The sequence below is a fragment of the Acinetobacter sp. UBA3106 genome (genome assembly GCA_002365595.1).
Classification (GTDB): Bacteria; Pseudomonadota; Gammaproteobacteria; order Pseudomonadales; family Moraxellaceae; genus Acinetobacter.
The window spans coordinates 38179-58208 of record DFAM01000026.1 but is presented as its reverse complement, the minus strand read 5'-3'; the positions used below and the strand labels follow the sequence as shown (position 1 = coordinate 58208).

The following is a 20030-nucleotide window of genomic DNA, read 5'->3' as shown; positions in this document are numbered from 1 at the left end:
TAGTTACAAAATGGCATCAGGGAAAGAACCATGAAGCTCAATAAAATACATTCTGCAATTTTAATCAGCCTACTTCCAAGCACTTCAGTTTTTGCCGCTGGTTTAGATCGCTCAGGCCAATCCATTTCTGCTTTTTTACAGCCTGGTAATTATGCGGAAGCTGGAATTTCTGTTCTTGACCCTGAAGTTAAAGGTAAAGATAAAAGTGGCAATAATGTTGGCGACATGGGAGATGACTACTACTTCCCTGCTGCAGCGATTAAAGTTCAAGCAACGGATAAAGTTTCCCTCGGTCTTTTATATGACCAACCTTATGGTGCAGATGCGACTTATCAAGTCGATGGTTCTAACTTTTCCAATGGTGTTGAAGGCACTTCGGTTGAGGTAAAAACCAATAATCTCACTGCTTTAATCGGTTATCAGCCAAATGAAAACTGGAATTTCTATGCAGGTCCAGTTTGGCAGACTGTTGAAGCCGACATTAAATTACGTGGTGCAGCTTACTCTCTATTAAGTGGTTACAATGTTAAAGTTGAGCAAGAACAAGCGTATGGCTGGTTAGCCGGTTTTGCCTATCAAATTCCTGAAATTGCATTAAAAGCTTCAGTAACTTACCGTTCTGAAATTAAACACGAAGCTAAATCACATGAAACATCTATGTTACCTGCGATTGCTCAATCTCCGAATTATGCAACCATCCTGACAGCTCAGCAAAAATATGTTTTCTCCCAATTAGGTGAAATAAACAGTACGCTCAATGCAACAACGCCACAGTCAGTGAATGTTGACCTTCAAACGGGTGTAGCTCCTAATACGCTTGCGTTCGCTAACTTACGCTGGGTACATTGGGATCAATTTGCTGTCAGCCCAGCTTTGCTAAAGATTATGGGACAAGACCTTATCAATTATTCAGATGACCAATATTCTGTAACGACAGGTCTATCTCATAAGTTCAATAGCAAATGGGCTGGTACTGCTGCCGTTGGTTATGACTCAGGTGCAGGTAACCCTGTAACAACATTAGGTCCAACTGAAGGCTATTGGAGTGTAGGTCTGGGTGGTCAATACAGCCCTGCTGAAAACTACTTTATTCAAGCCGGGGTTAAATACTTCTGGTTAGGCGATGCTCAGGCTCAAACTGGCGGCGCTGTAAAAGCTGATTTTGAAGATAACCATGCAATTGGTTATGGTATGAAAATCGGTTACCGCTTCTAATTGTATTAAAAATTAGGATCATACAAGAAAGGGCGCTTATAGCGCCCTTTTTTATGCATCTAATTAAAATATTATGCTGGAATATTACGCACTGAAGCATTACGAATGGCTTCTTTTAATGCTTCATAACCATGAATTGGCGGGAACTGAGGGAATTCAGCAATCACATTTTCCGGTGCATCAAATAGGAAACCGTGGTCTGCCTCACCCAGCATCGTTGTATCGTTATAAGAATCACCCGCTGCAATTACACGGAAGTTCAAACCGTGCAGCGCTTTCACTGCCTGGCGCTTCTGATCCGGCTGGCGAAGTTTATAATCGGTAATCATGCCATTTTCATCAGTTTCCAACTTGTGGCAGAAAATGGTTGGCCAATCGAGTTGCTTCATTAAAGGATGAGCAAACTCATAGAAAGTATCGGAAAGAATAATCAATTGAAAATGAGTGCTCACCCATTTTACAAATTCTTTTGCTCCCGGGAAGGGTCCCATATCTGCAATTACTTCCTGAATATCATTCAAGCCTAAACCGTGTTCTTTAAGAATATTCAGGCGCTGCGTCATTAACACATCGTAGTCTGGAATATCACGTGTAGTGGCTTCCAATGCTTTAATTCCAGTTTTTTTGGCAAAGTTAATCCAAATTTCTGGAACTAACACACCCTCAAGATCAAGACATACGATTTCCATGGGTTCTCCCAATGTCAGTGAAAAATTTCGCGTTATCATAGCTTAAAAATCGACATTTCAGGTGTTGTTTTTTAAATCTATTTTATTCATAAGTATTTATTTTTTAGTGATAAGCAGAGTATTTCAATTCTATTAAAATCGTTGCGAATTAAATTAATATAGGTTTTTAAGTGTCCAAGCCTATAGCCAGGAACTGTCATGACTACAATCCCTACCATTGACCTTGTCGATGCCCTTGCCTCTGAATATGCAGATAAATCTCCCAGCGAAATTCTGGAACTTGCTTTAAGTCAGGAAGGTGAAATTGCTATTTCATTTTCAGGTGCTGAAGATGTCGTTTTGATTGATATGGCTTCACATTTAGGTAAACCGTTTCGAGTCTTCAGTCTCGATACCGGTCGTTTACATGCAGAAACCTATCAATTTATCGACCAGGTTCGTAAACACTATAATATTGATATCGAAATTTGTTTCCCGGAAACAGAGGTGATGCAAAAACTGGTCACTGAAAAAGGTTTCTTTAGCTTCTATCGCGATGGTCATCAGGAATGTTGTGGTATCCGTAAAGTTCAGCCCTTACGTAAAAAGCTGGCGACATTGGATGGCTGGATAACTGGTCAACGTAAAGATCAAAGCCCGGGTACCCGTAATGAAATTCCGGTCGTCCAGGCAGATGCCGGTTTTTCAGGTCCAGGTAAGCAGTTGATTAAGTATAATCCCTTGGCAAACTGGTCGAGTTCCGATGTATGGAACTATATCCGCATGATGGAAATCCCTTATAATCCGCTGCATGAACGTGGTTTTATTTCTATTGGCTGTGAACCCTGCACCCGTCCTGTATTGCCGAATCAGCATGAACGCGAAGGTCGCTGGTGGTGGGAAGAAGCTACCCATAAAGAATGTGGTTTGCATGCAGGAAATTTAAAATAATATTTTTTTCAAAAAAACCACTGTGATTCAGTGGTTTTTTTTAACTTATGATTACACATAAAGCAGTTCATTTCTTTTTGAAAAAAGATATACTAAAAAGACGTTTTCATATAATTCTAACAAGCCTGTTCATATAAGAACAGCTACAAAATTGCAGTGAGGCATTCAACGCTATGCGTCCATTACACCCAATTGATTTTATTTTTCTGTCGCTTGAAAAACGTCAGCAACCGATGCACGTCGGCGGACTGTTCCTATTTCAAATTCCTGACAATGCACCTGATACATTTATTCAAGATCTTGTAGCGGATATTCGTAAATCCAAATGTCTTCCTGTTGCGCCTTTTAATAATAAACTCAATGGTCTATTTTGGGATGAAGACCAAGAATTCGATTTAGACCATCATTTTCGTCATATTGCGCTGCCTCATCCAGGCCGAATCCGTGAATTACTGACTTATATTTCCCAAGAACATAGCGCTCTGCTTGATCGTGCCAAACCTTTGTGGACCTGTAACATTATTGAAGGTATTGAGGGCAACCGCTTTGCCATGTACTTTAAAATCCACCATGCCATGGTGGATGGTATTGCCGGTATGCGTCTGGTTGAAAAATCCCTGTCGCATGATCCAGATGCAAAAAGTATTGTGCCACTCTGGTGTGTTGAAGGTCCTCGCGCTAAACGCATTAAAGCCCCACCTACGAGTCGCATAAAAAAAATTATGGGGACTTTAAAAGAGCAACTCGAAGCAACACCAAAAGTCATGTATGAATTATCCCAGACAATCTTTAAAGATATGGGACGTAATCCTGACTATGTTTCCAGTTTCCAGGCACCAAGCAGTATTTTAAATCAACGCGTGAGTTCTTCCCGTCGTTTTGCTGCACAATCTTTTGAATTGGGTCGCTTAAGCAGGATTGCCAAAGCACTCGGGGTGACTATTAATGATGTGGTTTTGGCCATATGTTCAGGCGCGTTGCGTGAATATTTGCTCAGTCAACATGCATTGCCGAAGAAACCGCTGATTGCGATGGTACCGGCTTCCGTGCGTGATGATAATTCTGATGTTTCTAACCGGATTACCATGATTTTGGCCAATTTAGGCACGGATAAAGAAACACCATTAGAACGTCTAAAAATTATTCGTCGTAGCGTGTTAAATGCAAAACAGCGTTTTAAACGCATGAACTCAAATCAAATTTTGAACTATAGTGCCTTGGTATATGGTGCAGCCGGCTTAAATATTGTGTCAGGCATGATGCCTAAACACCAAGCGTTCAATATCGTGATTTCTAACGTACCCGGGCCACGTGAACCGCTCTACTGGAATGGTGCGAAACTGGATGCGCTTTATCCGGCTTCGATTGTTCTGGATGGACAGGCACTTAATATTACAATGACCAGCTATTTAGATAAATTGGAAGTCGGGTTGACCGGTTGTCGCAACGCCTTACCGAAGATGCAAAACCTGCTTACCCATCTGGAAGATGAAATTCAGCGATTTGAAGATATTGTCGGGCAAGATATCCCGCCAAAGAAGTTGAGAGCGGTGAGTTAACCGCATTCCTAAAAAGTGAATAGTAAATGAATAAAGGGGCTTTTCAAAAGCCCCTTTATTTTATATTTGCAGGAGATTAATTTTTAATTGCACGACACTGATTTAATAGCTGATGGCAAGCTGAACGAATCATGGCAGCTGTAATTTGAACTTCTTTGCCCTGCTCATCCACAATATAACCACTGTGAGCTGGTTTATTTTCTAAAACATTCAAACTTTTTTTAATAATTGCTTTGCTCATACTCATGTCATACCTCTTTTTTGCTAAGCCAAAACTGGGAGATTTTGGCTTTGGCTACTGTGTATGACTAGTATTCAAAATTAAGCTTAAAAAGTAAAATTTCAGATGTAACAAGTGTTTAACGATATTCTGTTACAATTTCAGCTGAGAATGATATCGTATTGCTCTTGCGTATACAGATTTTCTACCTGAAATTTGATGATACGCCCGATAAAGTGCTCTAAATCCGCCACTGCCGGTGCTTCTGCTGTTAACAATCGGTCAATCACCGAAGGATGTGCCACCACGGTAAAACCACTTTTACTTTCAAAAGCACGCGCATATCTCAAAATTTCGCGAAAAATTTCGTAACACACTGTCTCTGCTGTTTTCACATAGCCGCGCCCCTGACACGTCGGGCACGATTCACATAATAAGTGCTCTAAAGATTCGCGCGTGCGTTTGCGTGTCATTTCCACCAGACCCAGTTCGGACACTTGCGTGATTTTGGTTTTGGCATGATCACGTTCCAGCATACGTTCAAACTGGCTCATAACTTCTTCACGATGCTGGGCTTCCTGCATGTCAATAAAGTCAATAATGATAATACCGCCCAAATTACGTAAGCGCAGCTGACGGGCAATCACCTGAGTCGCTTCCATATTGGTTTTAAATACGGTGTCTTCTAAAGTCCGGCCACCGACATAGGAACCCGTATTCACATCAATGGTGGTCATGGCTTCGGTCTGGTCTATCATCAGATAGCCACCCGACTTCAGTGCTACACGTGTTTGCAGGGCCTTCTGAATATCTTCTTCGACATTATACAAGTCAAAAATAGGACGCTCACCGGGATAGTGAACCAGTCGGTCTTGCATACTCGGCACAAACTCAAGTACAAATTCTTGCAACTTGGCATGTATTTCACGTGAATCGACAGAAATTTTAGAGGTATCGGCATTGGCCAAATCACGAATAATTCGCTGTGGTAGAGGCAGTTCCTCAAAAATCAGTGAAGGCACGGCAATGCTTTTTTGCTTGCGCTGAATAAATTCCCAAAGCTTGGCCAAATACGCCATATCCTGGGCAATTTCCGCTTCAGGAATCCCCTCTGCCGCGGTACGCACAATGACACTACCAGGTAATTGATGCTCGCTTTGAATCCGTTCGATCATTGAACGCAGTCGATCTCGCTCCTCTTCAGATTCAATGCGTTGTGATACCCCAATATGATGACCATAAGGCATCAGCACAAGATAACGTGAAGGAATGGAAAGATCGGTACTGAGGCGCGCGCCTTTGGTCCCCAGCATGTCTTTCATCACCTGGACAGTCAGAATTTGACCAGGTTGCAGCAGTTCAAAAACATTGGGAGTCGGTTGATTGCGCGGCCAGACCATATCATTGATATGTAGAAAAGCAGTTCGTGAAAGACCAATATCGACAAAAGCAGCCTGCATACCCGGAAGTACACGTACCACTTTACCTTTATAAATGTTGCCAACCAATCCACGCTTAACCGTACGCTCAACAAACAACTCATTGACCGTGCCGTTCTGGATTAAGGCCACACGACATTCCATAGGTGTGACGTTAATCAACAACTCGTCAGACATAATAAAACTCAAAACATTATAAAAATTCTTTTTGAGGTCAGTTAATTTAGTGCCTTAACTGCCTGTAATAACTGTACGGTTTCATGTAAAGGCAAGCCCACGACATTGCTATAACTGCCTTCTATACGGGGAATATAACGCGATGCGATGCCTTGAATAGCATAACCACCCGCTTTGCCAATCGGCTCCCCAGTGGCCCAATAATCTTCCATATCATTGAGACTTAATTTTTGAAACTCAACCTGCGTTCGTACCACTATACTTGATTTTTCTGTACTTGTACGCACACAAACACCGGAAAATACATCATGCTTGCGACCGGAAATACGCTGCCACATTTCAAAAGCATGTTGTTTTGATTCAGGTTTCCCTAAGATTTGATTGTCCACCCCTAAACTGGTGTCAGCGGCAATCACAATGGCATCCGGAAATTGCTCCAGCACCACCCGGGCTTTGCTACAGGCCAGACGTTCTACATAGGCGGCAACATCTTCACCTTCCATGATAGATTCATCAATGTCCGGACTGAAGATTTCGAAATCCAGACCCAACTGTTGCAGCAGTTCCCGACGGCGCGGTGAACTCGAAGCCAGAATTAAATGCGCCATTTTTTTAACATAAAATACATGACCGGGAAAACCAGCAGACTGGTCAATAAAGGCTGCCAGTGTCGGGTGATGGAAAATTGCAAACCACCCATAATTTGCAAAACCCAGGTCAAAAATAGATGTGCTAGCACCACCAGGAAACTGATAACCCACAGATTTCCGAAGGTCAAAATACGTCGTTCACGGGTTAAAAACCGGACAATAAAAGTGATCAACACAAAACTTAAGGCATTCATACCCAAAGGTGCATCTAGCAGCAGGTCGGTAAATATTCCGGTGGCAAAGGCAAACCAGATTCCGCACCATGTAGGCTGGCACATCACCCAAAACAGCATGAGTAGCAACATAAATAAAGGCCGTGCACCTGACACTGCATAAGACAATGGATAAACCATCAGCACGGAACAGAAAATGACTGAAACAATAATGGCAATTAAAGGATCACGATTGGTTTCAGCACGTAATTTAGCGAGTCGCATGCGGCTGCTCCATCGCTAGTGAATCAGAAAACAGGACGACCACATGATGTCCACCTGCCAGTTGCGCGGCTGGAATCACTTCAATCTGGGCAAACTCACCCGAATTATGCCGATTCACTTTAGAGACTGTACCCACCAGATAACCCGCTGGGAAATGTGCCCCCAGCCCTGAGCTATAGACTTTTTCGCCGACCTTGACATTGGCACTGGTCGGAACATATTCCATCTTCAAATGACCTAAATCACCTGTACCCGATACAATGGCACGCATCCCGGTATGTTCTAAACGTACGGAAAGAGAGTGTTCTTTGTCAGACAACAACATAATACGGCTACTATGCGAATTGACATTAATGATCTGCCCCATGATGCCCTTGTCATCCAGTACGGTTTGCCCGACTTTGAGCTGACTGCTGGAACCACGGTTAATCACAATAATATGTCTTAAAGGATCTGCATCGGTACCGATCACTTCTGCAATTTCCATGCGCCCATCAATAATCAAAGGGGTATCGAGCAGACCTCTTAAACGGGTGTTTTCCGCAGAAAGTTCAGATAATTTTTGCAGACGAACCTGAGCCTGTAACAGCTCGGCTTGCATCGCGGTATTTTCACGACGTAACTGGGCTTCAGACTTGGTTTGTTGATTGAGCCATTCTCGCGATAACACCGGATAACTTGCCAGGGCATAAATCGGATTATATGCCGCGTACAAGACATCACGCGCGGGCTGAATCACATGGGGCATGCGCCAGTTAAAAAACAGCACAACCAGACATGTGATGACCGCAATGATAAATGAGCGAAAAGATGGCGGTTGTCGAGAAAACAGTTGTGTTTGCACCCGCCTTGTCCTTTACTTAACCTACAAATAGCATATCGTGATTTGGATTATCGAAGAATTCCAGGACTTTACCACCCCCACGAGTCACGCAAGTCAGCGGATCTTCAGCCACAACTACAGGTAAACCGGTTTCTTGGGCAAGAAGTTTGTCCAGGTTACGCAGTAATGCACCACCACCTGTCAATACAATGCCACGTTCTGCAATGTCAGAAGACAATTCAGGCGGGGTTTGTTCAAGTGCTGATTTCACCGCAGAGACAATATTTTGTAATGGATCAGAAATGGCTTGGGCAATTTCAACCGAAGTCACGGTAATTGCACGAGGCACACCTTCTGCCAGGTTACGACCACGCACTTCGATTTCGAGTATTGGAGCACCTTCATCCGGCAATGCCATACCCACTTCTTTTTTAATCACTTCAGCAGTGGTTTCACCAATCACACAGCCATGCGCTTTACGTACGTAGTTAATGATCTGTTCATCAAATACATCACCACCAATACGTAGCGAGTCTGCGTAAACACAGCCCTGTAATGAAATGATTGCGATTTCAGTGGTACCACCACCTACATCGACCACCATCGAACCACATGCCTGTTCAACCGGCATACCCGCACCGATTGCAGCTGCCATCGGCTCTTCAATCAGGCGGACATCACGTGCACCGGCATTGAAGACTGCTTCACGAATGGCACGGCGCTCAACCAGGGTTGATTTACACGGTACACAGACCACAACACGCGGTGCAGGCGGGAAAAGACGCTTTTCATGGACTTTACCAATAAACTGGTTCAGCATGGTTTCGGTCACTTCGAAATCGGCAATTACCCCATCTTTCATCGGGCGGATTGCAGAAATATTTGCAGGTGTACGACCAAGCATTTGTTTAGCATCAAGACCAACAGCGGCAACGATTTTTTGTGAACCACTGTGACGAATTGCCACAACCGTCGGTTCATTTAATATAATGCCTCGTCCTGGTGCATAAATAAGTGTATTTGCTGTACCTAAATCAATGGCTAGATCGGGCGAAAACAAGCCAATTAGTCTTTTTAGAATCACGGAGACGTTCTCGATTAAACTTTATGTGGACGCAAGGTGGCAACTTTAACTAAATGTGATGATTTGAACAAGTCAATCGCTTATTATAACGCACGATATTTTGAATTTTTTTAATACTGATTAGGTAATATTATGTCTACATCGGATGCACAGCATTCTGCGGATTTAAATGCACAAACAGTTTCAGCAATCGCACATCTTGCACGATTGTCGCTAAATGATACGCAATCTGCTGAATATGCTCAAAGTCTAAATAAAATTTTAGGCATGATGGAAACCTTAAAAGGCATTGACACTGAAGGTGTTGAGCCGCTTAAAAGTCCATTTGACAATCCACAGCCCTTACGTGAAGACGTGGTTTCTGAAGAAAATCATCGTGAAGAATATCAAGCCGTTGCACCGGCAACTGAAGCAGGCTTGTACCTTGTTCCGCGCGTGATTGAATAATCTTTATTCAGTTAAACCATTTTATTAAATTAAACGTAAAGAAATATTTCTCATGACAGATTTACATCGCTTATCGATTCGTGAACTTTCCGAAGGTTTAGCTGAGGCTAAATTTTCGTCTCGCGAATTGACAGAACATTATTTAAAACGCATTGATAAAATCGATGCTCAAGTGAAGTCATACGTGACTGTGACTGCCGAGCAGGCATTGGCTCAAGCCGACGCTGCTGATGCGGCAATTAAAGCCGGTAACGCCACCGCATTAACCGGTGTGCCTATTGCCCATAAAGATATTTTCTGTACCCAAGGCATTAAAACCACGGCCGGTTCTAAAATGCTGGACAACTTTATCTCTCCTTACGACGCGACCGTTGTAGCGAAAGCTAAAGCTGCGGGCCTGGTAACGCTTGGTAAAGTGAACATGGACGAATTTGCCATGGGTTCAACTTCTGAGAATTCCTATTACGGCGCAACAGCGAACCCGTGGAACTTAAGCCATGTACCGGGTGGTTCATCAGGTGGTTCGGCTGCTGCTGTAGCAGCTGATCTTGCTCCATTTGCGACAGGTACCGATACTGGTGGTTCAATCCGTCAACCGGCATCTTTTTGTGGCCTGACCGGTCTTAAGCCAACTTACGGTCGTGTATCGCGTTTCGGTATGATTGCCTATGCCTCATCACTGGATCAAGGCGGTCCAATGGCACGTTCTGCGGAAGACTGTGCTTACCTGATGAACGTGATGGCAGGTCATGATGCCAAAGATTCAACCTCTGTAGAAAAAGATGTTGATGATTATGTGGCAAACCTGAACGCTACCTCAGTTAAGGGTTTACGTATTGGTATTCCCAAGCAGTACTTCAATGTTCAAGGTCTGGATGCCGACGTCAAAGCACGTGTTGAAGAATCTCTGAAAAAGTTAGAAGAAATGGGCGCTGTGTTGGTTGAAATTGACCTCAACATGACAGAAAGCTACGTGCCGACCTATTACCTGATTGCCCCTGCGGAAGCATCGTCTAACCTGTCACGTTATGACGGCGTGCGTTATGGCTACCGCTGTGAAAACCCAGTGGACTTGATGGACCTGTACAAACGTTCACGTTCAGAAGGTTTCGGTGCTGAAGTACAACGTCGTATCCTGATCGGTACGTATGCCCTGTCTGCCGGTTATTACGATGCCTACTACGTAAAAGCGCAAAAAGTACGTCGTTTGATTCAACAAGACTTCCTGAAAGCCTTTGAATCTGTCGATGTGATTGCTGCGCCTTCTGCACCTACGACTGCATATCGAATCGGTGCGAATTTATCTCCTGTTGAAATGTACTTGGGTGACATCTATACCATCGCGGTGAACCTGGCAGGTCTGCCTGCAATTAATGCGCCTGTTGGTTTTGACCAAGATAACCTACCTGTTGGCTTACAGCTGATTGGGAACTACTGGTCAGAATCGCAATTGCTGTCTGTGGTACACCAGTATCAACAAGCCACAGATTGGCATACGAAACGCGCTGCAATTGCTGAGGAGAATGCATAATGGCCCAAAACAACGGAAAGAACGCTGCTAAACCAAAATCTAACCTGATTGATGGTTGGGAAGTTGTCATTGGTATCGAGATTCACACTCAGCTTGCGACCAAATCTAAAATCTTCTCGGGCTCATCAACTGAATTTGGTAATGATCCAAACACTCAGGCCAGCCTTGTAGATTTGGCGATGCCGGGCGTATTGCCAGTATTGAACAAAGAAGTGGTTGATCTTGCAATTCGCTTTGGTTTGGGGATTGATGCTTACATTGACCAAGCATCTGTGTTCGCACGTAAAAACTATTTCTACCCTGACTCTCCAAAAGGCTATCAGATCAGCCAGATGGATAACCCGATTGTGGGCTTGGGTCATATCGATATCCAGCTTGAAGATGGCACAACCAAACGTATTGGCGTGACGCGTGCACACCTTGAGGAAGATGCAGGTAAATCGATTCATGACCAGTTTGAAGGCATGTCAGGCATCGATTTGAACCGTGCGGGTACTCCGCTGCTTGAAATCGTATCTGAACCCGATATGCGTTCGGTTGAAGAAGCGGTTGCCTACATTAAAGCGATTCACACACTTGTGCGTTGGTTAGGCATCTCTGATGGTAACATGGCGGAAGGTTCATTCCGTGCTGACTGTAACGTGTCTTTACGTCGTCCGGGTCAACCATTCGGTACACGTTGTGAATTGAAAAACCTCAACTCATTCCGTTTCATTGAACAAGCGATCAATGTTGAAATTGAACGTCAAATGGAAATCCTGGAATGGGACGGTACGATTGACCAAGAAACACGTTTGTTCGACCCTGTAAAAATGGAAACGCGTTCTATGCGTTCGAAAGAAGAAGCGAACGATTACCGCTACTTCCCTGACCCAGACTTGTTGCCTGTAGTCATTGCGGATGAGCAAATCGAAGCCATTAAAGCAACCATGCCTGAGCTTCCTGCTGCACGTCGTGCGCGTTTTGTGGCTGACTTTGGTGTGACTGAGTACGATGCGCACGTTTTAACGCTTACACGCGAGCTATCAGACTTCTACGAAGTTGTGGTTGCTTCTGCGGGTGGTGCTGCACAAGGTAAAGTGTCTGCAAACTGGGTGATGGGTGAATTCTCAGGGGCGCTAAACAAAGCAGGCTTAGATTTGGCTGATTCTCCTGTATCTGCGGAAAAACTTGGCGGTATGATCGCGCGTATTGTGGATAACACCATTAACGGTAAGATCGCGAAACAAGTATTCGGCTTTATGTGGGAAGAAGGCAAAACTGCGGACGAAATTATTGCTGAAAAAGGCTTGAAACAGGAAACTGATACAGGCGCAATTGAAGCGATTATTAAGGAAGTGCTTGCTGCCAACGAGAAGATGGTTGAGGAATATAAGTCTGGTAAAGAGAAAGCCTTTAACGGTCTTGTGGGTCAAGTAATGAAAGCTGCAAAAGGTAAAGCCAACCCTGCACAAGTCAATGAATTAATGAAGAAATTGATTGGTTGATAATTGACTAATTAGTTATTTTCATGAGATAAAAACCTCGCTTAGTGCGGGGTTTTTATAATTTCAAGGATTATCTTTATAAATGAGTTTTTTCAATATATTACAAGTTAGCAATGAACATCAAATTACTCAGAATGATGAAATATATCAAATTAATTTTCATTCGAGTCGTTTCCTAGAATATACAGATGAAGATATTCGTATTTTATATAAAACATTAACCCAAGAAAAATTAGATTTACTCAAAAAATACCCTGCTCTAGTTACTATGGAGCGTTTTGAAAAAGAAATTTCATTAGGTAAAATTTTAAACATTACATATTCTTCTGAAGAACAAAATATAGTTGTTGAATTTAATAAATTACATTCTATAAATATTCAAACTAGAGAAGATATCACATACACAGATGAAGATACTAAGGAAACTTGGAAACAAAAAAATAAGGATTTTGATTTTTATTTAAACACAATTAAAGAATATTTAAAATTTGAAGGATTAGAAGAATATAGAAATCATTGGGCTTTAAAATCAGGAGATATCTTTGCTCTATCAGCGAATAATCCCCATTTCCAAATATTCAACAACAGCACTTACATAAATTTATTTCCCACCTATAATGACCCTCTTCCATTACCTCAATATATCTCTCCCTCTCCAATAAGTAGTTTAGATGTAACTGTAGTAGCTGAATTAGAAACTCAACCACAACACACAATTGCTAGTGTTTCTCAATTCATAGATAAAATCAATGAATTAAGCACTGAAGATGAACTTAAAAATCGCGAACTATTTTTCCGAGGCCATAGAGATGCCTTGCGTTATTTTTTACAACCAACCTTATTTAGACAATATAAATCAAAAGGACCTATTTATTTAAAGTCCGAAAAAAGTTCATTCATGGACTTACTCACAACAGAGCCTAAATCTTTTTCAAATGAAAGTAGATGCTTTGATATTCTTACTCATATGCAACATTATTCGTTTCCAACAAGATTGTTAGATATTTCTAGTAACCCATTAGCAGCACTATATTTTGCTTGTGAAATTGAAAAAGATGATAAGGGTAAAGAAAAGGATATTGATGGTGAAGTCATATTATTCTATATAAAGAAAAGCGAGATTAAATATTTCGACTCAGATGCTGTTTCTTGTGTGACAAATTTAGCAAAATTGACAGAATCACAAAAAAAAGAATTAATTAAACTCATAGAGCAATGTGAATCAGAAACTCCTCCTAGAAAGGCTTTCAAGTCCACAGACTACGAGAACAATGAAGCATATGCTAGTTACATTCATTTTATTAGACAAGAAAAGCCATACTTTGAACCTAAGATTAAAATTTCTGATTTAAACAAGGTTTTATGTGTTAAGGGACGATTAACACAGGATAGGATTATAGCTCAAGCAGGCTCTTTTTTACTTTTCGGATTAGATGCAAGCCTGCCTGAAGATGGCAATGATGTCTTTAAGATAAAACGGATTAGAATTAAATCAGCTAACAAAAGCTCCATTTTAAAAGAGCTAGATCAGCTAAAAGTTAACCTTCGTACTATTTATCCTAGTCTAGAAAATACAGCGAAATATATAAAGTCAAAATTAGAACTCGAAGCAGATTCTAAGTAATATTATTAAATTAGACTCTTTTAATTATTAAAGAGTCTTTTTCTTCCAACATATAAAAAATCTCAATATGACCATCAAAAAAGTATCCTCTATCGCCAAACTCGAAGACTTAGGACGCATTCAACTTTCAAAGTCTTTTTTTATGCGTGATTTCCTGTATAGCGAAATCGCCAATTGGTACGGCGTCCCCAACTACCCTGACCATCCTGATATTGCCATTCGCACAGGCACACAACTTTGCGAGCAACTGCTTGAGCCACTGCAAGACAAGTTTGGTCGTATCGCCATTCGATCTGCATATCGTTCACCAAGCGTAAATCAATTGGGCAATGAAAAAGGACATAACTGCGCCAGCAATGAGAAAAACTTTGCGAGCCACATTTGGGACTACCCTGATGAAAAAGGTTACGGTGCAACGGCGTGTATTGTCATTCCATCATTCTTGGAACTTTATGAGAAAGACCCAAGTAATTGGCAACAGTTGGCATATTGGATTCATAACAATTTGAACTATAGTCACATGACATTTTTCCCAAAACTGTGTGCTTTTAATATTGGTTGGCATGAGCAACCTGCACGGGAAATTTATAGTTATATTCAACCGAAAGGCTATTTGCTGCGAGGTGAAGCGGTGAATGATGAGTATGAGAAATTTTATACTGATCTTATTTAATTTTCTCTTTTAAATTATCCCTCACCCCAACCCTCTCCCAATGGGAGAGGGAGTGTCATTTAATTAATTTGATACGCTTAATTCTCTCTCCTTTGGCAAAGGAGAGGACTAGGGAGAGGATTTTATGATGATCTTGAAAAATCCCCTAAATCCCCCTTTTCTAAAGGGGGACTTTTTTACTTATTTATTCCGAATAGTCCCCAACTTATTCCACACATCAGGCGTCAAAAACGTCATCACCAATTTATTTAAATCGACATAACGCAGCACACCTTTGAGCTGACTTTTCACTTCAGGATTTTCTAAAATTTCCTCACCAGTAATCTGTCCAAGCTCCTGAAAACTATCACCCACCGCTTGTACACCTTCCGCAGTAATTACCGCTTTGGTCTGTGCAGAACATTGCTCGACCAATATACGCTGCAATACTTGGGCTAAATTTTTATCCAGCTGGGTTCTTTGTTCTTCATTTACATTGCTAAATTTTTTCAATTCCGGATGTGCAGATAACGCGATAAAGGTCCATTGCAATACAGTCGTTTTATCTGCTGCCGTGGTAGATTTCACCAGACAGTTACTCAGCTGATCGACTGTTGGCCCCGCAATAGCTATTTGGGTGGTACCCATCAAGGCCATTGCCATTAATCCCCACCGAATTTTAGCTGTAAATCTGCGACGGATAACCTCAGTTTGGCGTGACATAAGCGAATCTCTTTTTAACAATCAGCTACTTTGTATCATAGACTCGCGCCTTGCTCGTATTATTACTCTGTAATTTATAGCAATACTCAAGCCCGAGCAAAAACCTAATCTGATTTGGTGCATATTAGTGTAAATGTGAATTTGAGATTAGGAATCCCTCTCTCTGTTCAGCACTTTTTAAGACGCTACTTTAAAAGAAAGGCAAGTGAAAGCATCCTCAGAATGTATTTTGAGAATGCTAGAGGAAGGAGAGATTAAGAATAAAAAATAGTCCTACTTCATCTGCCTGAGCATATTCTTCGCTCCGGCATGATTATAATTATTGGCCAGATTCTGCAAAATTTTTACCGCCTGAGCTTTGGCATTGGAAAAACGGCTGCTATAACTTGGCACACTGGTTAAACAGCGCGCTACCAGCATCCCCGACTCAGTATAAACCCGGGTTCCGTCGGTTCCCTGCAACTTGCCATAGTTATAAGCCCGCTGTGCATTATTACAGGCAGTGATCTGATTTTTACCGCTATTTAAATCCCGCCGTGCAGCGACATAAAATTTCATCTGTTGCTGCTGTGGGCTTTCCGCGACTTTTAACGGCTGTTTTTCAGCTACCTCTAGTGTAGGTTTGCTTTCTTTTTTCAGATCGGTTTCTTTTTTAGCATCCGCCTCTTTTTGAAGGACAGATTTATTCAGTGCTTTTTTATTACCTGTATCACTGGAATTAATTTTTTTATCGGTAACATTGGTGCTTATACTGATATTTTTATAAAACTTTTTTGCATCATCCGCAGACATCAGCCTAGTTTGTAAACTTACTAACCGGGCTTCACTGCCATCATTGAGTTTACGTTCAGCCACCGGTTCAATCGATGCAATCCAGCTTTGTCCGTTATTTTGTACACATTTATAGGCGCCTATGCCCTGTTTGACATTGCCGGATGCTGACAAGCGTTTTTTATCGTTTACATTTTTCACCAAAGCCATGGAACTCTTATAGAGCAGCGTGAATTTACCCTTCTTGGCAGTACAGTAATTGCTTAAATATTTTCTTGGATATAAAGACTGAGGTTCTTTCTCATTCTGTTTTGGTCCCCAAGAATAAACATATTCTTTCGCCTGTCCATTAGGCTGATTAATATTTTTTTGAACAAGCATTTCCTGCGCTGAAGCAAAATTTTGAACGGGTTCATCTGAGCTTAAAGCATTAAAACTGGTACAGCCATGTAAAGTGATACCCACTCCGCCAATCAAGATGAATGTTTTGAAATTCACGTATTAATGCTCACTAATGCTGTCTTTAGAAAATATATGAAAATCGGGGAAATAACAAATACAGCACTTTGATTTTATTATTAATTCTCATGAGCTTAAGAATGCATTTTTGCATAAAAATGCAAAATAACTGCCAATTTTTTAAAGCTTTTAACCCTAAAATCTGAACCGGATAACATTTTTGCGTCAGCTTATTTTTTTTAATGATTGGTGAAGCTTCAGTTATTCCTGAAGCTATTCGACAATTTCCATCATAAACTGATGAAAATTTATTCTTTTATACAAATAACTAGCTGGCGTAATCAAAAGCATAAATGAAATGGGTTATTTCACCACGGCTTCAATGAGATCCAGATCCCAGGCACCACCAGCAAAACCTTTACACATACCCGACCAACGATCTACAGTTTGAACAAAAGCTTGTCCCTGCCAAATCCATTCACCCATTTTCCAGCAATCGCCAATACCGCGACCCTTTTGCGCACTGCTGATTTCGCCGGCGGCAAAATCCGATGCAGATTCAGTCACAAAAGTCGCTTTGCCTGTTAAAGATTGATTCATTACCCAAGCCCCATAACCTTCATTATAGGCACCGCGCCAGCATAGTGTGGTGGCTAGAACTTTGTTATTAGTGAGCTTATAGAGTTCAATCGCTTGCGGTTTGGCACCCTCTCCATCATAAATACCTTCACAAAATTCAGCGGCATCTGGCTGTGTCGACCCGGCAGCCATGAGTAACTTATGCAGGTTTTGGTACGGTTTAGTTTTGGGCTGAAGGATTAAATACGGTCTTGCTGCGGTTTTCACTTTGGTGACTACTCGTTTAGGCTGCGCCGCCAATACTTTCGCCTCACTTGCAGTGCCGGGCTTGACCAAAGCCCCTATCGTCCCTATACGTTTTTGAAAATCATCCATTTTCAACAGTGAAGCTGTCATGCCCGCATCAGAAACCTGCCAGGTGTAATAAGCATTTTTAAATACGATGTTGGCTTTTTTCCGGCTCTGTCGTAACAGTGCATTGAGCTGTTTGCTATTTAGCGTTCCTGTCAGCAGTTGCTCTGAAATGTTAATATTTACTTGGCCATAATCTTTATTATTTATAAAAAAGTGTAGATTATTCAGTTTTTTGCTATTTAAGTCTTGATCAAAACTGGATAATGCAAATCTCCCTTGCACAGTTTGTTTTGCCCCGGCTTTACGGGTCAACAAGATTGTGGCTGGCATGCTTTGCAGATCATCATCCTGATAGCCCGCTGCCCGACAGGTGCCGGTATTACTGCAATACACCTCCCAATCCTGATGTGAAAAAGACACGCCTTGTATTTCTTTGGCAAATATTAAAGGACTGCTCACGGCCAGACAGCAAAGCGAAGTCCACGTATAAAACCTTTTCATTTTTCTTGTCCTTTCCCTTTTTGATCACTATAGCTCAGCGTTTTCATGATTGTGGAATATAAAACAGTATAAAAAAACCCGCATTATGCGGGTTTATTGCTGAATTTAAGTATTGATTAATTATGCAAAGTCGATTCAAAGGCCCGTAAACGCTTATAAATCGAAAGCAATTCAATAATCGTTGGCCAAGACTCAATTAAATACTGAAATGACTCACGTACCTTACCAAAGACATTGGCAATCTGCATCATCAGGCCCAGTGTAATCGTCCCTGCGGCAATACTCGGGAACAGCACGAATAAACCATACAGATTGTCCAGTTGCATGTACCAGATTCGCACCAGGTTGAAATAGGCATAATGGAAATACAGGCGGAAATAATTAAAACGCACGCGATTGAACAATTCTTTTAAGGTCAGCGGATCGGCACGATCAGCATAGTCCTCGCCATACACCAGTTCTTTCCGGTAAGCAGCTTCAACTTTCTGGTTATTAAATTCCAGACCCGGCAATTTATAACCGACCAGCATTAACACCACGGTGCCCAGCACTGCCCAGCTAATGGCAGCCCAGACCAGTGCATAAGGAATTTCACCAATCACTGGTAGTTGTTTCACGTGCGATGACAACTGTAATAACACCGGTAAAAATGCCATTAAAGTCATCAGCGCCTGAATGAAACTCACTCCCAAACTCTCGGTGGTTTTGGCAAAACGCATGGTATCTTCCTGAATACGCTGCGAAGCCCCTTCAATATGACGCAACTGTTCCCAATGCGCGGTGTAATAGTCATTCATGGCGGTACGCCAGCGGAAAATATAATGACTGACAAAGAACAGGTTAAACACCGCAATGGTTACATAGACCATCGCGACATACAGGAAGGTCAAGGTTTCACTGTAGAGTAAATTGACATTGCCTCCACCACTGCTCAGCATTTTCTGAATCAGGTCATAAAACGGGCTGTACCAGGCATTCACCACCACATTGACCTGTACCGCAAACCAGATATTGAACAGAATAAAAGCCGAACCCCAGACCGACCAGCCCTGCCATGGATTGCTGGACTTAAACCGCCAGAACAGGGCAAAAATGACGGTGGAAACGATGAACCACAGGTAGAACCATAAAAATGAAGGTGACCAAAAGCGACTTACCCCAATCGGTAATTCTGCAGTGGCATAGCCAGGTGCAAAGCCTAAAACGGTTCCCCAACTATTGCCACCGGAATACCACAAGGCAATATTGATTCCAAACCACAGCACCAACGACAAAAAGAACCACTTCGGGTTCGGGAAAAAAGATTTAAACATTAGCTCGGGGTGTTCCTTTATTTTTTAGTTTCAAACTTGCCGTTCAATCCTGCAGCCTATTTAAGCTGGAGGAATGACGCGGCTATTATTCTAGTCTTTTCATCTTTGTAACAACTTATACACTGTTTGTGAAATGTTTTTTCAGGTGAAATGATTTTCTTTAAGTGTCAATTCAACAGGCAAGTTGTTAACTCAGTCTTGGCTGATTTTTCTTCATTTCAGTTCGACTTAAAATTTGCTGCTTATTGTTAAACATCAGCATTAAAAATGCTGTATTAAAAAACAGCATTTGGCAGATCTTAACTGAGATTAAACTGGATAGATTAAAGCTCTCTTAAAAATGAACAAATAATCAAATCCATAGTG

The 20030-nt window shown here is 41.8% G+C and carries 19 protein-coding genes; 8 read left to right on the top strand and 11 right to left on the bottom strand.

What is annotated here, in order from left to right:
- Positions 1-30: 30 nt before the first annotated feature.
- Positions 31-1215 (top strand): OmpP1/FadL family transporter, encoded by a 1185-nt coding sequence (locus B4C48_RS14020; protein WP_291357565.1) that lies wholly within the window; start codon positions 31-33, stop codon positions 1213-1215.
- Between the two features lie 71 nt (positions 1216-1286).
- Here B4C48_RS14020 and thrH read toward each other — a convergent pair whose 3' ends face one another.
- Entirely contained in the window at positions 1287-1904 is a 618-nt protein-coding gene (gene thrH / locus B4C48_RS14015; protein WP_174560882.1) for a bifunctional phosphoserine phosphatase/homoserine phosphotransferase ThrH, read from the bottom strand.
- Positions 1905-2102: 198 nt separating this feature from the next.
- On the opposite strand from thrH, the gene B4C48_RS14010 reads away from it, so the two are divergent.
- Together B4C48_RS14010 and B4C48_RS14005 are read left to right on the top strand one after the other, a co-directional pair.
- Entirely contained in the window at positions 2103-2834 is a 732-nt protein-coding gene (locus B4C48_RS14010) for a phosphoadenylyl-sulfate reductase (RefSeq protein WP_291357561.1), read from the top strand.
- A gap of 173 nt (positions 2835-3007) precedes the next feature.
- Positions 3008-4393: a WS/DGAT/MGAT family O-acyltransferase gene (locus B4C48_RS14005; RefSeq protein WP_291357559.1), complete on the top strand. Its 1386-nt coding sequence runs from the start codon at positions 3008-3010 to the stop codon at positions 4391-4393.
- A gap of 76 nt (positions 4394-4469) precedes the next feature.
- On the opposite strand, the gene B4C48_RS14000 is transcribed toward B4C48_RS14005, so the two are convergent.
- The 6 genes from B4C48_RS14000 to B4C48_RS13975 all read right to left on the bottom strand — a co-directional run bounded on the left by B4C48_RS14000 (position 4470) and on the right by B4C48_RS13975 (position 9223).
- Entirely contained in the window at positions 4470-4640 is a 171-nt protein-coding gene (locus B4C48_RS14000; RefSeq protein ID WP_291357557.1) for a PA1571 family protein, read from the bottom strand.
- 134 nt (positions 4641-4774) lie between these two features.
- On the bottom strand, positions 4775-6229 hold the full coding sequence (rng, locus tag B4C48_RS13995) for a ribonuclease G (protein ID WP_291357555.1): 1455 nt from the start codon (positions 6227-6229) through the stop codon (positions 4775-4777).
- A gap of 41 nt (positions 6230-6270) precedes the next feature.
- Complete coding sequence (locus tag B4C48_RS13990) at positions 6271-6837, bottom strand: Maf-like protein (RefSeq protein WP_291357553.1); 567 nt, start codon at positions 6835-6837, stop codon at positions 6271-6273.
- The gene (gene mreD / locus B4C48_RS13985) at positions 6825-7316 is read right to left on the bottom strand and encodes a rod shape-determining protein MreD (protein ID WP_291357551.1); all 492 of its coding nucleotides are present in this window, start codon (positions 7314-7316) and stop codon (positions 6825-6827) included. Before mreD ends, B4C48_RS13990 begins: the two co-directional genes overlap by 13 nt.
- Positions 7303-8160, bottom strand: coding sequence for a rod shape-determining protein MreC (gene mreC / locus B4C48_RS13980; protein ID WP_291357549.1), 858 nt, complete (start codon positions 8158-8160; stop codon positions 7303-7305). Before mreC ends, mreD begins: the two co-directional genes overlap by 14 nt.
- 16 nt (positions 8161-8176) lie before the next feature.
- A complete protein-coding gene (locus B4C48_RS13975; protein ID WP_086174771.1) occupies positions 8177-9223 on the bottom strand; it encodes a rod shape-determining protein in 1047 nt (348 codons plus the stop codon).
- A 132-nt stretch (positions 9224-9355) separates the two neighbouring features.
- Here B4C48_RS13975 and gatC point away from each other — a divergent pair, with 132 nt between their 5' ends.
- The 5 genes from gatC to B4C48_RS13950 all read left to right on the top strand — a co-directional run bounded on the left by gatC (position 9356) and on the right by B4C48_RS13950 (position 14985).
- Positions 9356-9670: an Asp-tRNA(Asn)/Glu-tRNA(Gln) amidotransferase subunit GatC gene (gene gatC / locus B4C48_RS13970; RefSeq protein ID WP_291357546.1), complete on the top strand. Its 315-nt coding sequence runs from the start codon at positions 9356-9358 to the stop codon at positions 9668-9670.
- 52 nt (positions 9671-9722) lie between these two features.
- A complete protein-coding gene (gatA, locus tag B4C48_RS13965; RefSeq protein ID WP_291357544.1) occupies positions 9723-11201 on the top strand; it encodes an Asp-tRNA(Asn)/Glu-tRNA(Gln) amidotransferase subunit GatA in 1479 nt (492 codons plus the stop codon).
- Positions 11201-12688: an Asp-tRNA(Asn)/Glu-tRNA(Gln) amidotransferase subunit GatB gene (gene gatB / locus B4C48_RS13960; RefSeq protein ID WP_291357542.1), complete on the top strand. Its 1488-nt coding sequence runs from the start codon at positions 11201-11203 to the stop codon at positions 12686-12688. The genes gatA and gatB overlap by 1 nt, the downstream gene beginning before the upstream one ends.
- A gap of 82 nt (positions 12689-12770) precedes the next feature.
- A complete protein-coding gene (locus tag B4C48_RS13955) occupies positions 12771-14312 on the top strand; it encodes an FRG domain-containing protein (RefSeq protein WP_291357540.1) in 1542 nt (513 codons plus the stop codon).
- A 67-nt stretch (positions 14313-14379) separates the two neighbouring features.
- Positions 14380-14985 (top strand): hypothetical protein, encoded by a 606-nt coding sequence (locus tag B4C48_RS13950; RefSeq protein ID WP_291357538.1) that lies wholly within the window; start codon positions 14380-14382, stop codon positions 14983-14985.
- A gap of 180 nt (positions 14986-15165) precedes the next feature.
- Here B4C48_RS13950 and B4C48_RS13945 read toward each other — a convergent pair whose 3' ends face one another.
- From B4C48_RS13945 to sbmA, 4 genes are all read right to left on the bottom strand, one after another.
- A complete protein-coding gene (locus B4C48_RS13945; RefSeq protein WP_291357536.1) occupies positions 15166-15687 on the bottom strand; it encodes a hypothetical protein in 522 nt (173 codons plus the stop codon).
- A 273-nt stretch (positions 15688-15960) separates the two neighbouring features.
- Complete coding sequence (locus tag B4C48_RS13940) at positions 15961-16956, bottom strand: hypothetical protein (protein ID WP_291357534.1); 996 nt, start codon at positions 16954-16956, stop codon at positions 15961-15963.
- A 324-nt stretch (positions 16957-17280) separates the two neighbouring features.
- A complete protein-coding gene (locus B4C48_RS13935; protein ID WP_291357532.1) occupies positions 17281-18351 on the bottom strand; it encodes a DUF1176 domain-containing protein in 1071 nt (356 codons plus the stop codon).
- Positions 18352-18467: 116 nt separating this feature from the next.
- Positions 18468-19664, bottom strand: a complete 1197-nt coding sequence (gene sbmA, locus B4C48_RS13930) for a peptide antibiotic transporter SbmA (protein WP_291357530.1) — start codon at positions 19662-19664, stop codon at positions 18468-18470.
- Positions 19665-20030: the final 366 nt, after the last annotated feature.